This window comes from Yersinia rohdei ATCC 43380 (assembly GCF_000173775.1).
Classification (GTDB): domain Bacteria; phylum Pseudomonadota; class Gammaproteobacteria; order Enterobacterales; family Enterobacteriaceae; genus Yersinia; species Yersinia rohdei.
In genome coordinates this window covers 47,916-61,931 of the sequence record NZ_ACCD01000004.1, presented here as the reverse complement: position 1 = coordinate 61,931, position 14,016 = coordinate 47,916, and the positions used below count along the sequence as shown (strand labels likewise).

The window sequence follows — 14,016 nt, the reverse complement described above, 5'->3', positions numbered from 1 at the left end:
GGGATGTGCAGCCAGAGCATATTGGGATGGCTATTCTGCCGCCAATATAACCTTATAGCAACAATTACCCTTCCTCCTGGGTGGTGACAGCGGAGCTAGCTGCGCGCTTGCCCTCTCATCACTGACGGGTATCAGCTTATCACTTGCTACCTAGCTGTAATGCCAATGACTTTGGGGAATTACTATGGGTATGTATTCAAATTTACGCTATTGTTTGCAACCTGATTGTTTGTAACCTGATAATTTGCGGGATTAATATGTTGGCGCGGGTGGGTAAGGTAGTGAGGAAATATGCATGACCAATAAGATTGGCTGGATTGATAATCTGCGGGCCGTGGCCTGCATTATGGTGGTCATGATCCACGCCACGACTTATTATGTTACCAGCGGTGCGCAGGTTGGTGAGGTTAACTGGGATATTGCTAATCTGCTGAATTCAGCTTCTCGCGCCTGTGTGCCACTGTTCTTTATGATCTCCGGCTATCTGTTTTTTGGTGAAAAAAGCGCGCAATCAAAGCACTTTACCCGAATCGGGCTCTGTCTGGTTTTCTACAGCGCCATTGCACTGATTTATATTGCGACACTGACTCATATCAATGGCTGGGCGTCATTGATGAATATCCTGCAAAAGCCGGTGTTTTATCATTTGTGGTTTTTCTACGCCATTATCGTGGTTTATTTGGTGTCGCCGCTGATTAATGTTAAACCGGCATCAGGCCGCTATTTGGCGATTGTCATCCTGTTATTGGCGGTGTTTGCCAACCCACAAACCAGTAAATACTCCATTGATGGCTTCCAGTTACTGCCGATAAACCTCTATATCTATGGCGATACTTTTTATTATTTGCTGTATGCGCTGCTGGGGCGGGCAATAGGCATGCTGAATACGCAAGGGCGGGCCATCAGTTGGGGCGCGGGATTGTTATTTATTGCCAGTATCATCTTTATTGCCATTTCGACGGAAAAACAGACGCGAATTAATGGCAGTTTTGCGGACACTTTTTATATGTATTGCGGCCCACTGGTATTTATTGCTGCCACTTCATTATTGGTGTGGTTTAAAAACTGCCTTAATAAACCTGTCGCCTGGTTGAGTTGGCTGGCGGGGCATTCACTGGCAATTTATGGTTTCCACGCGCTGATTATCCATTTTATCCGCACCCATGGTTATGATTTTACTGATTATCCGATATTAGATATTTTCTATGTCTTTGCGCTCGCCTTGGCGCTGAGCACATTATTATCTATGGGGTTACAGCGCATTGACCGGCGGCGTTTGGTCAGTTAATTACAGCCAACCCACGTTGCTGGGCACGACGCAACTGGCGAGCGGAAGAAAATCCGGCGGCCAGTGCGGCTTGCTCCAGATTAAACCCTTCTTGCAAACGCACCATCGCCACTGCTACCCGTAATTGTTCATGAAACTCACGGACACTAATCCCCACATGCTCGCGGAATAATCGGGTTAAATGGCGGCTACTGACATGGGATTTTTGCGCGACTTGGTGCAGTGACCATTCCTCCTGTGGTGCGGCGGACATCACATCTTGTGCCCGGTGAACCGCCGGATGGAGGTGATTGCGGTAACGTAACCAGGGCGAAAGTTGCGGGTCATCGCCAGAGCGGCGAAAATAAACCACCATCTCCCGTGCGACTTCCAGCGCGGTTTGCGGGCTGCAATAGCGACTAATCAGATGTAAAGACAAATCAATTCCCGCCGTTATCCCCGCACTGGTGTAAACCCCGCGATCTTCAACAAAAATGCGATTTTCTTTGGTGTGTGCTCGCGGCGCTTGTTGGCGTAACCGCTCCAGCACATGGTGGTGGGTGGTGCACTGATAACCATCCAGTAGCCCGGCTTGTGCGGCCAACAAAGCACCGGAGCAGACACACACCAAGATTATTTTTTCCTGCGTAATGGCCATTTTCTGCTGCTGCAACCACCGGCGGGCAGTGGCTGCCGGCTCAGTCGCAAAGTAGTGCTGCGAATCGCTCACCCCCGGCACCACCAATAAACTGCCTTCCGGCAAGCTGTCTGGCAGCGGCTGTAACTGGCCCAACAGCATTTCGGTGGAGGACATCACTTCCGCTAACGGGCTGATATAGATAAGTTTAAATGCCCCTGCCAGTCGTAACGTTTCGGCCGGGCCAGTTAAATCCAGCGACAGTACGCCGGGCAGCAAGAGAAAATAGACATTGCGTTGCATAATTAATCCACAGTTACCGTCAGAAAACGGTTCATATAAGCCGGAATATCCGGAGTATGCTGTAGCAAAGTATCAACAAAAGCATCGCGCTCAAAGGCCATTACCTGCAAATCCCACACACAGAAAGATTCACCCTGTGCCGCACGCCAAATATCCTGCTCCTGCACCCAGACGTTTACGCGCAATTCATTTTCGTTATCCCACCACCCCACAATCAGATAATTCAGCGTTTTTCCCTGATGCTCAATCACAAAACCGACACCGGGACGTTCCGCTGTTTCTGCATCACGGGGTAACCACTGGCTAACTAACTGATAAGCAGAGGTATAATCCGGTGTGGCTCCCTGTGCTTGTGAGTAGCGAATTACATAGCGCTTCAATTGCCAGTGGCTAAGGTTTTTGATGCCAGCAGGGGTGATGGCTCTTGGCAAATAGGGTTGCGGCTGCCAGCGGGCGGTATTTTCAGCGGCCACGACGGCGGGTAATGAATCCAGGGCATCCAGAGTTTGTGCCACTGTGCTAATGGTGGCAAACCGGTCGACGAGCACGGTTTCAGTGCGCAGTTTCAGTTCCGCACAGCTCAAAGGCACGCCATTCGGTTGGGTCATCGGGAAGGTTAGGGTCGCTTCTGTCACAAAAGTCACCTGATAGCCTAAATCTGATGCTACCCGTGCAGTGGTTTCGCAGCACTGTTCAGTGCGCATCCCCGCAATAATCAGGTGATTTATCTGCCGCTCTTTGAGCCATTGATCCAGACCTGAATCAGTCAGCGCGTTATGCACGCGTTTTTGTACCCTGACATCCGCCTGGTGGGACACCAATGACATAGGCTTAACATAGCCAGAAGCCAGAGAAAACGGGCCTTCGGCAGCAACATGAAACACATCTACCAGCGCCACGCCCCGCTGTTTGCACCCGGCAATAAGCTGATTTAATGCAAGGGTGAATGCAGGTAAATCCTGTTGTTGCCAAAAAGATTTATGCTCGAAAGATTGTTGGACATCAATGATAAGTAATGCGCTGTTAGTCATTTCCGGCCCTCCGCCGTATGGGTAGAGGGCCATCATCACCGGGTTTTGCTGTTATTGGAATGCCAAATCAGGCCATCATTGGGAGTAAAAGAGACCAGATTGAGTTTGATGACAAATCGACATGACAAGCTTCGAGTCAGTCGGGGCGACTGCACCGATGGGTGCTGCGACGGCTTACGCCGTTACGACCCATTCGGCACATTTTTCCTCTAATTCACTTTGTCTGTAGTCTGAGATTTATTTTTTATATAAATACGATTACTCACATAAAGGCAGTAATTGCTGGTAGAGCTTTTTAAAGTTGATCCGCCGCGCCGCGTAATCGCTATGGCGCTGGGCATCAGGAAAATGAGTTTGTTCCAGTGGCAGTGGCGGTAATAAGTCTGCTAAGGGAACCGCCGGATTCAGGGCAATTTGTGCCAATCGGGCAGCACCCAGTGCTGGGCCGACATCCCCTCCGGTGCGATATTCCAAAGTTTGGCCGCTGATATCCGCCAGCATTTGCCGCCAATAAGGGCTGCGGGCCCCGCCACCAATTAAGGTGACTGATGTGGGCTGCAATCCACTGGCATGCAGGGCATCCATACCATCGGCCAAAGCAAATCCTACCCCTTCCAGCACTGCGCGGGCTAAATCTGCCCGACCATGTTGGTGAGTAAATCCCCAGAAAGCGCCTTTGGCATTCGGGTTATTGTGCGGTGTCCGCTCGCCGGAAAGATAAGGCAGGAACCAGACCGGAGTCTCGGCGGGCGGGGTATTCTCTACTTCATCAATTAGCGCAGGAACACTTGGCGCGCCGGTAAGCTGGCAAGCCCAATCCAGACAGGATGCGGCACTCAGCATCACAGACATCAAGTGCCAGGTATTTGGCAATGCATGACAAAAGCTGTGAACCGCGCTGGCAGGATTACTAAGGAAACCCTCACTGACGGCAAAATACACGCCAGATGTGCCCAGCGACAGCATCGCTTGCCCGGTTTGATACAAGCCGACACCTATGGCTCCGGCAGCATTATCGCCCCCGCCAGCCACTACCGGCACAGGTTTTATCCCCCAGCGGTTGGCAATATCAGCCCTGACGTGGCCGGTAATTTGGCTGCCTTCGAACAAGGCGGGCATATGCTGGCGATTAAGACCGCAGGCCGCCAACAGCTCATCACTCCAGTCGCGCTGGCCAACATCAAGCCACAGGGTTCCGGCAGCATCAGACATATCACTGGCAAAGTCGCCACTGATAAGAAAACGAAGATAATCTTTGGGTAACAGCACCTTATCAATGCGGTTGAAAATATCTGGCTCATGTTCTGCCAACCACTTTAGCTTTGGCGCGGTAAAGCCCGGCATCATCAGGTTGCCGGTAATCTGACGCGATGCTGGCACCGCCTTTTCCAGTGTCTGGCACTGGGAAAAACTGCGGCCATCATTCCATAAAATAGCAGGGCGCAGTACCTGATGCTGCTTATCCAGTAAGGTCGCACCGTGCATTTGCCCGGTCAGTCCTAAGGCTTTTACCTGCTGTAAATCATGTTCTGCGGCTAAGGCCTGCATGGCCTGATCCGTGGCCTGCCACCAATCTGCAGGATTTTGTTCTGACCATAAAGGATGGGGACGCGAGACAGATAACGCTGCACTTTGGCTGGCGAGCACTTGCCCGTTTTCTGCCAATAGAATGACTTTTACACCGGAAGTGCCCAGATCGATGCCAATGTACATGTGTTGTCCTTAATATAGACGACCTTGCGTACATGAAATTGCAGGGGGTTAGCGGTGTTCCTGCGCCGAATCACTTACTCAAGTAAGTTCATCAGGAGTGATTCACTTGCTACCTACCTGCAACTCCAATAACTTTGGTACTAATAATCAATTAATTAATCAAATGACCATCAGCCGAAAATATAGCGGTTAACCAGATTTTCCAACAGTTCCTGATGCCCACTCTGGTGCTGCGGGTGCAGATTATGTTGACCGGCATAGCGCGCTAAATCTTCCAGTGACAGCTTACCTTTCAGAATTTGTTGGCCCAATTCGGTATTCCAACCCGCATAACGTTTGGCGACTTGCTGGTCTAATTGGCCATCTTCAATCATTTTGGCAGCAATTTTAAGTGCTAACGCCATCGTGTCCATTGCCCCAATGTGGCCATAGAACAGGTCATATTTATCCGTGCTTTGACGGCGAACTTTGGCGTCAAAATTCAGGCCGCCGGTAGTAAAACCACCTGCTTTAAGAATTTCAAACATCACCAGCGCATTCTCTTCCACACTGTTTGGGAATTGATCTGTATCCCAACCCAATTGTGGGTCACCTCGGTTGGCATCCACGGAGCCAAAAATACCTAAGGCAATGGCACTGGCAATCTCATGATGGAAAGAGTGGCCAGCCAAAGTGGCATGGTTAGCTTCGATATTAACTTTAATCTCTTTTTCTAGACCAAACTGCTTAAGGAAGCCATAAACAGTAGCAACATCATAATCATATTGATGCTTGGTGGGCTCCTGTGGTTTAGGTTCGATAAGCAATGTGCCCTGGAAACCGGTCTTGTGTTTATGCTCGACAACCATCTGCATAAAGCGGCCAAGTTGTTCACGTTCTTGGCGTAAGTCTGTGTTTAGCAGGGTTTCGTAGCCTTCACGGCCGCCCCATAATACATAGTTTTCACCACCGAGTTTTTGGGTAGCATTCATGGCGGTGAAGACTTGAGTGGCCGCCCAGCTAAAGACTTCTGGGTCTGGATTGGTGGCAGCACCTGCGCCATAGCGCGGGTGAGTAAAGCAATTGGCGGTGCCCCACAGTAATTTCACGCCGCTACTTGCTTGTTTCTCGGCCAAAACGTCGGTCATGATGGCAAAATTATTCAGATATTCTTTAAGCGAAGCGCCCTCTGGTGAAACATCCACATCATGGAAGCAGTAGTAAGGCACATTCAGTTTGTGAAAGAATTCAAAAGCGATATCGGCTTTACATTTGGCCAGTGCCAATGCATCACCTGGCTGTTGCCACGGGCGCTCAAAAGCATTGCTGCCGAACATATCCGCACCACCCCAGCAGAAAGTGTGCCAGTAACAAGCGGCAAAACGCAGATGGTCGGCCATTCGCTTACCAAGGATAATTTCATCCGGATTGTAGTGATGAAATGCCAGCGGATTAGCGCTCTGGCTGCCTTCGTAACGCACTTGTTCTAATTCATCAAAATAAGATTGCATGCAATACTCCTTGGAAGCTGGCCCGCATCGCCGGGCTGGTGAGCTTTTATCTTCGGAGTTGTTGGCCATTCTCTCAATTACGTTATTTCACACTTAAATTCAGAGAATTATTAATTGTGGTGTAGATCTCATAAATAACGGCTTAATTATAAAAAAGCCTTAATATTCCTCGTGCTGGTAACATCTTTGACTGGAATTATGTATTTTGTAGGAAAGAAAACATGATCGTTATCATAAAATTAACATTAAACCAAAAAACATAATTGGCGGATGAAAATCTGTAATTGCCGCTGGGCAAATTAGCGACAACAATCCCTATTGCAGTTGATGTTTACCGTTTCTCTTACCCTGCTTGCACAATAAGAAAGGTACCGAAAGATGAAATTTAAGAACATTTTACTCTCCGCTTGCGCCGCACTGGTAATGATTAGCCAGCCCGGATTCAGTAAAGAAATTAAAATCGGTATGGCGATAGATGACCTTCGTCTTGAACGCTGGCAGAAAGACCGCGATATTTTTGTTAATAAAGCTGAATCACTCGGCGCGAAAGTATTTGTTCAATCAGCAAATGGCAATGAAGAAACTCAAATGTCGCAGATTGAAAATATGATTAACCGTGGTGTTGATGTTCTGGTTATTATTCCTTACAACGGTCAGGTATTAAGTAATGTTATTGCCGAAGCTAAACGCGAAGGAATAAAAGTTTTAGCTTATGACCGCATGATAAATAATGCTGATATTGATTTTTATATCTCCTTCGATAATGAAAAAGTGGGCGAATTACAAGCCAAAAGTTTGGTTGAACGGGTACCTCAAGGTAACTATTTCTTGATGGGGGGATCTCCGGTCGATAATAACGCCAAACTGTTCCGTCAAGGGCAAATGACAGTGCTTAATCCTTTGATAAAAGACGGGAAAATAAAAATTGTTGGCGACCAGTGGGTTGATGCCTGGCTACCAGAAAATGCATTGAAAATCATGGAAAATGCATTAACGGCTAACAATAATAAGATTGATGCTGTTGTGGCGTCTAATGATGCCACTGCTGGTGGCGCTATTCAGGCTTTAGCTGCACAAGGGTTGGCGGGCAAAGTGGCTATTTCTGGGCAAGATGCGGATTTAGCAGCAGTAAAACGTATTATTGCTGGCACTCAAACCATGACTGTATATAAGCCAATCAGTAAATTAGCCAATGATGCTGCCGAAATTGCTGTGAGTTTGGGTAAAGGCGAACAACCAAAAGAAAACAGTAAATTAAATAATGGCATAAAAGATGTCCCGTCTTATTTATTAACGCCGATTCAAGTGGATAAAAATAATATCGACAGTACAATAATTGCCGATGGATTCCATAAAAAAGCAGATATTTATTAATTTACTGTTGGGTTTTTTACTCAGCTTATTAAATTAGCTGTTATTTCATATAGACTAAAGTCATTGAGTTTGCAGGAAGGGAGCATAGCTAACCCCTGCAATCTCAAGCACACAGTATATATGGGGGAATTATGCCCTACCTGCTAGAAATGAAAGAGATAACTAAACAATTCGGCGTTGTTAAAGCCGTCGATAATATCAGCCTGACACTCGAAGCTGGGCAGGTATTATCTTTATGCGGGGAAAACGGCTCTGGAAAATCCACATTAATGAAAGTGTTATGTGGTATTTACCCGACAGGGAGTTATCAAGGGGAAATAATTTTTTCAGGTGAAACACTTCAGGCCAAAAATATTCGTGAAACAGAGCAAAAAGGCATTGCAATTATTCATCAGGAATTAGCTTTGGTGAAGCAAATGACAGTGCTGGAAAACATGTTTCTCGGCTCTGAATGGGGGCGCTTTGGCATTATGGATTTTGATGCCATGTATTTGCGCTGCCAACGGATGCTGGCACAGGTAAAACTGGCGGTAGACCCTAATACCCCAGTGGGTGAATTAGGGTTAGGGCAGCAACAGTTGGTGGAAATTGCCAAGGCATTGAATAAACAAGTGCGATTGCTGGTGCTGGATGAACCGACCGCCTCTCTGACCGAAAGTGAAACCGCCATTTTGTTGGATATTATTCGTGACCTGCGTAATCACGGTATTGCCTGCATCTATATTTCGCACAAATTAAATGAAGTAAAAGCTATATCAGACCAAATTTGCGTGATTCGCGATGGTCGCCATATTGGTACACGCCCGGCGGCGTCCATGAGTGAAGATGACATTATTGCCATGATGGTGGGCCGCGAACTGAAAGAGCTCTACCCGCATGAAGCCCATCATATTGGTGAAGAAATTTTGCGAGTGGAAAATCTTTGCGCCTGGCATCCGGTCAATCGCCATATTCGCCGAGTGGATAATGCCTCTTTCTCTTTGAAACGCGGGGAAATTTTGGGTGTCGCCGGGTTGGTTGGCTCAGGCCGGACAGAAACGGTGCAATGTTTATTTGGTGTTTATCCTGGCCGCTGGCAAGGGGATATTTTTATCGACGGCAAGGCCGTGACCATCAGCAATTGCCAGCAGGCGATGAAACTGGGCATTGCTATGGTGCCGGAAGATCGCAAAAAAGATGGCATCGTGCCGGTTATGGGAGTAGGCGCCAATATCACACTGGCTGCTCTGGACGACTTTACCGGCGCTTTCAGCATGCTGGATGATGCGAAAGAGCAATCCATTATTGCGCAATCTCTGGCTCGGTTAAAGGTTAAAACATCGTCTTCGGCGCTGGCCATTGCCCGCCTCAGTGGGGGGAATCAGCAGAAAGCTATTCTCGCCAAATGTTTGTTACTCAACCCACGAATTTTGATTCTTGATGAGCCAACGCGCGGCATCGATATTGGTGCCAAGTATGAAATTTATAAACTTATCAATCAATTAGTTCAGCAGGGGATAGCGGTCATTGTGATTTCCTCTGAACTGCCAGAGGTCTTGGGATTAAGTGATCGGGTGTTGGTGATGCATGAAGGGCGCATCAAAGCCGATCTCATTAACAATAATCTGACTCAAGAAAAGGTCATGGAAGCCGCACTCAGGAGTGAAACCCATGTCGCAAGCTAATCAAACAGATGTTAACACACCAGAAAATGGCGATAAAAAGCCGCTATTTCGGCTAAAATCGATTAACTTTCAAGTTTTTGTCATGTTAGCGGCTATCGCCGTTATTATGCTTTTTTTCACTTTTACCACCGAAGGGGCATATCTCAGCGCCAGGAATATCTCGAATTTACTGCGGCAAACGGCGATCACTGGCATTTTGGCCGTGGGGATGGTTTTTGTCATTATTTCGGCAGAAATCGACTTGTCTGTTGGCTCGATGATGGGGTTATTAGGCGGGGCTGCGGCTATTTTTGATGTTTGGCTTGGCTGGCCGTTACCTCTGACAATTGTGGTTACCTTGGGATTGGGGTTGGTGCTCGGCGCATGGAATGGGTGGTGGGTTGCTTATCGCAAAGTCCCTTCATTCATTGTCACTTTGGCCGGGATGCTGGCTTTCCGAGGCATTTTAATTGGTATCACCAATGGGACAACCGTCTCACCTACCAGTAACGCAATGTCACAGATTGGTCAAAGTTACCTGCCCAATGGACTTGGGTTTGGTATTGGTGCCATTGGTCTGATGCTGTTTGTGGCCTGGCAATGGCGTCGGCGCAGTCACCGTATCCGGCTGGGCCTGCCTGTAGCTGCACCACAAGGTGATGTTACCCGCCAATCTATTACTGCAATAATTGTTCTTGGTGCCATATATTTGTTGAATGATTATCGCGGCGTTCCTACTCCGGTATTGATTCTGACCGCATTGATGCTGGCAGGGATTTTTATGGCCACGCGCACCGCTTTTGGCCGCCGAATCTATGCCATTGGCGGCAATATCGATGCAGCTCGTCTATCTGGGATTAATGTCGAGCGCACCAAACTGGCAGTATTTGCTATCAATGGGTTGATGGTTGCCATCGCCGGCTTGATCCTAAGTTCACGGCTGGGTGCTGGCTCCCCTTCGGCAGGTAATATTGCCGAGCTGGATGCCATTGCAGCTTGTGTTATCGGCGGCACCAGTCTTGCAGGTGGGATTGGTAGTGTTGCGGGCGCAGTTATGGGGGCATTTATCATGGCTTCTCTCGATAATGGGATGAGCATGCTGGATGTGCCGACGTTCTGGCAGTACATTGTCAAAGGCGCAATTTTGCTGCTGGCTGTCTGGATGGATTCTGCCACCAAACGCCGAGTGTAGTAATCACCCACCACAAAGAGATCAATGCTATTGCTTTGATCTCTTTGTGCATTCAGTTTTGCTATTCCACCCCCTGCAGGAGCTATTCCATGTTTGAGAAACGCTACCGAATAACCTTGCTATTTAATGCTAACAAAGTGTACGACCGGCAAGTGGTGGAAGGGGTTGGCGAGTATTTACAAGCTTCACAATGCGACTGGGATATTTTTATTGAAGAAGATTTCCGCTGCCGTATCGATAACATCAGGGATTGGTTGGGGGATGGTGTTATTGCAGATTTTGATGATCGGCAGATAGAGCAATTACTGGCAAATGTTGATGTCCCGATTATTGGCGTGGGGGGGTCTTATCATCAAGCAGAAGATTATCCGCCAGTAGATTATATCGCCACCGACAATGCGGCTTTGGTCGAAGCCGCTTTTATGCATTTGAAAGAAAAGGGTTTAAATCGTTTTGCTTTCTACGGGCTACCTGCCAGTAGTGACAAGCGCTGGGCGCAGGAGCGGGAATATGCGTTTCGACAATTAGTTGCAGCGGAACAATATCAGGGCGTTGTTTATCAGGGAATGGCCACCGCCCCGGATAACTGGCAATACACCCAAAATCGGCTGGCAGATTGGGTACAAACTCTACCGCACCAGACAGGAATTATCGCCGTGACCGATGCTCGAGCGCGCCATTTATTGCAGGTCTGCGAGCATTTGGATATTGCAGTGCCCGAGAAATTGAGTGTGATTGGCATTGATAATGAAGAATTAACCCGCTATTTATCCCGAGTGGCGCTTTCGTCGGTCGTGCAGGGCACCAGGCAGATGGGTTATCGGGCTGCCAAGTTACTGCATCAGCGCCTTAATCAGCGCCAGAAACAACAAGAATCCCCGCCATTGCAGCGCATTTTGGTGCCACCGGTCAAAGTGATGGCCAGGCGCTCCACGGATTTCCGCTCATTACGTGATCCTGCGGTGATTCAGGCCATGCACTATATTCGCCATCATGCTTGTAAGGGAATTAAAGTCGAACAGGTATTGGATGCAGTGGGCATGTCGCGCTCAAATTTGGAAAAACGCTTTAAAGATGACATTGGGCAGACAATTCATGGGGTTATTCATGAAGAAAAACTCGATCGGGCGCGCAATTTATTGTCTGCAACGTCATTGCCTATCAATGAAATCTCGCAAATGTGTGGCTATCCCTCATTACAATATTTCTATTCAGTATTCAAAAAAGGCTATTCCATCACCCCGAAAGAACACCGTGATAAATATGGAGAAGTCAGCTATTAGCGGTTTTAGCGCTGCGGATGACTACTTTACAGGTCAGTCTTACTAGGTGATTTATTCGCCACGCCTATTGAACCTATGGTGTCATATAATAAACACGCTATAATCAGCCCCTCAAAACTCTCTTCCCCATGGAAGATCATCGTCCCCGGTGGGGCGGCTGGACTTCAAATCCAGATGGGGCCGCCAGCGGCCCTTGGCAGGTTCAACTCCTGTGATCTTCCGCCAAAGTTCTGCTCTCATCTGCTCTCTGTGAAAATAAATTAATTTAAAATTAGATGATTGCGTGGGTTTCAGTAAGGCTGATGAAGATGCACCTCCCTTATTTAGCAACGTGTGGAAAACGCCCTAAAACCGACTAAAAACTCAACTTGGTCTTTAAAGTCACTCGGCTACAGAGGCCCGGATTTCATCAGGCTATATTTTTTTACTTCTTCATACACATCTTGACACTTGTTGCTCTATTCTCGAGTTATTTACTCTATTCTATTGGTGAAGTTTATGAATAACTTGATGCAACAATTACAGTCAATGCTTGGGCAAGGCACAAAAAAGAGCAGTGAAGGCAGTTCTGGCCTGAGTAATATGTTAGTGCCTGGCGCATTGGGCGGCCTTGCCGGTTTACTGGTTGGCAGTAAATCATCACGTAAACTGTTGAGTAAATATGGTAGCAGCGCGCTATTAGCCGGTGGCGGCGCGGTATTAGGCACCCTGTTATGGAGTAAATATAAAGATAGGGTCCGCCAGAATCATCAGGATGAACCACAGTATGGTCAGCAAATGGCACCGGTAGACCAACGTGTGCAGCGATTGGTTATGGCACTGGTATTTGCGGCTAAAAGTGATGGGCATATTGATGCGAAAGAGCGCCGTATCATTGAAGAGAATATGCGGGAAGTGGGAATTGGTGAGCAGGGTGAGCGTTTGGTGCAGCAAGCTCTTGAACTGCCGCTGGATCCTCAATTGCTGGCACGTGAAATCCAAAATGAAGAAGAAGCCTTGGAACTGTACTTCCTCAGTTGTGCCGTAATTGATATCGACCATTTTATGGAGCGTAGCTATCTTGCCGCGTTGGGCGATGCGCTGAAAATTCCACAAGATGTGCGCGATGGAATAGAACAAGATATTCAGCAGCAAAAACAAAATATTGCCGGTTGATTTCTTATCTGATGGCCTGCTGATTTATTATTTGTGGGCCATTATTATTCACTCCCTCTGTTAATATATCCTACATTAATAAAATATTTGTTATAAATCATGCTGATGCGTTAGTTGCGGTGGCTGTGTTATTGGGCTTGCGGGCAGGTTACCCTTTGGGTGTTCAGGGCCAATAATTGCGTATCTCAAAATACTGTAGCCGAACTCTGCGGCAGATAATCTTTTCTGCTCTGAAAGTGCAGGTTGGTGTTCCGCATTCACTTACTCACCCGAAATTTGATATTTTATTATATATGAATAAAACCACTGGCTTGAGTCTTTGATTGTTGGGGTATTTATGCTGATCTAAATCAATAAAAACCCATCATCTTTCCAATACTACTGATAATAAAGACATGTGCTTAAAAACAGTATTGACATCTCATATAGAACACGTAAATTGGAATTCAACACCGGTGCAATTAGTAGCGAAAATGTATTTAGCCGGTGTCCATGTAGCAGATTTAAAATAATGCGATAAAGGTCACGAAGTACTTTTTTTATGTGAGATTCGCTGTGGGTTTTAATATGATTAACTCATGCGATGATGCGTTAAAGCCATGTGACAAATCTTCATAATCGCATTTTGTGGACGATACGCGATGTGTTAAGGCTTTGTTGTTAATAGTAATGTTCGCGATTTGTGTACGTCAGTATGTAATCGAGGATATCGCGACGAAAGTAAAGCCACGTAATAAAGAGTATATATCGCGAGGGTGATGTACTAATTTAGTTAGCCTTATCAAAGGCATGGCTAAATTAAATTAAGCTAGGAATGTTACCATTCAGTTAATATATTGGAGGGCAAAGTTAGTAACAAACGAAAATATTCCTGTAAAACATGTACATCTTTATAAACAGTACCAAGATAAGTGTCACGTTATTAAGT

The 14,016-nt window shown here is 47.0% G+C and carries 10 protein-coding genes and 1 tRNA gene; 7 read left to right on the top strand and 4 right to left on the bottom strand.

Annotated features, from left to right (window positions below; genetic code table 11):
- The first annotated feature begins 295 nt into the window (after nt 1–295).
- A complete protein-coding gene (locus YROHD0001_RS12875; RefSeq protein ID WP_004713836.1) occupies nt 296–1,288 on the top strand; it encodes an acyltransferase in 993 nt (330 codons plus the stop codon).
- Here the strand turns inward: YROHD0001_RS12875 and YROHD0001_RS0117460 are convergent.
- From YROHD0001_RS0117460 to xylA, 4 genes are all read right to left on the bottom strand, one after another.
- Complete coding sequence (locus YROHD0001_RS0117460; RefSeq protein ID WP_032816331.1) at nt 1,281–2,207, bottom strand: GlxA family transcriptional regulator; 927 nt, start codon at nt 2,205–2,207, stop codon at nt 1,281–1,283. The two genes, YROHD0001_RS12875 and YROHD0001_RS0117460, sit on opposite strands and share 8 nt — an antisense overlap.
- A 2-nt stretch (nt 2,208–2,209) precedes the next feature.
- Complete coding sequence (locus tag YROHD0001_RS12880; protein WP_032816330.1) at nt 2,210–3,238, bottom strand: isochorismatase family protein; 1,029 nt, start codon at nt 3,236–3,238, stop codon at nt 2,210–2,212.
- Nucleotides 3,239–3,496: 258 nt separating this feature from the next.
- Nucleotides 3,497–4,951 (bottom strand): xylulokinase, encoded by a 1,455-nt coding sequence (xylB, locus tag YROHD0001_RS12885; protein WP_004713834.1) that lies wholly within the window; start codon nt 4,949–4,951, stop codon nt 3,497–3,499.
- Between the two features lie 170 nt (nt 4,952–5,121).
- Nucleotides 5,122–6,441 (bottom strand): xylose isomerase, encoded by a 1,320-nt coding sequence (gene xylA / locus YROHD0001_RS12890; protein WP_004713833.1) that lies wholly within the window; start codon nt 6,439–6,441, stop codon nt 5,122–5,124.
- A 378-nt stretch (nt 6,442–6,819) separates the two neighbouring features.
- On the opposite strand from xylA, the gene xylF reads away from it, so the two are divergent.
- The 6 genes from xylF (at nt 6,820) to YROHD0001_RS12915 (ending at nt 13,088) form a co-directional block, all read left to right on the top strand.
- Nucleotides 6,820–7,815 (top strand): D-xylose ABC transporter substrate-binding protein, encoded by a 996-nt coding sequence (xylF, locus tag YROHD0001_RS12895; protein ID WP_004713832.1) that lies wholly within the window; start codon nt 6,820–6,822, stop codon nt 7,813–7,815.
- A gap of 131 nt (nt 7,816–7,946) precedes the next feature.
- A complete protein-coding gene (locus tag YROHD0001_RS12900; RefSeq protein ID WP_004713830.1) occupies nt 7,947–9,479 on the top strand; it encodes a xylose ABC transporter ATP-binding protein in 1,533 nt (510 codons plus the stop codon).
- Nucleotides 9,466–10,650 carry a xylose ABC transporter permease XylH gene (gene xylH, locus YROHD0001_RS12905; protein WP_032816328.1) on the top strand — a complete coding sequence of 395 codons (1,185 nt, stop codon included), beginning with the start codon at nt 9,466–9,468 and terminating at the stop codon, nt 10,648–10,650. Before YROHD0001_RS12900 ends, xylH begins: the two co-directional genes overlap by 14 nt.
- A gap of 89 nt (nt 10,651–10,739) precedes the next feature.
- Nucleotides 10,740–11,933, top strand: a complete 1,194-nt coding sequence (gene xylR / locus YROHD0001_RS12910) for a D-xylose utilization transcriptional activator XylR (protein WP_004713828.1) — start codon at nt 10,740–10,742, stop codon at nt 11,931–11,933.
- A gap of 130 nt (nt 11,934–12,063) precedes the next feature.
- Nucleotides 12,064–12,158, top strand: a tRNA-Sec gene (locus YROHD0001_RS0117455).
- Between the two features lie 273 nt (nt 12,159–12,431).
- Entirely contained in the window at nt 12,432–13,088 is a 657-nt protein-coding gene (locus tag YROHD0001_RS12915; RefSeq protein WP_032816326.1) for a tellurite resistance TerB family protein, read from the top strand.
- The last annotated feature ends 928 nt before the right edge of the window (nt 13,089–14,016 follow it).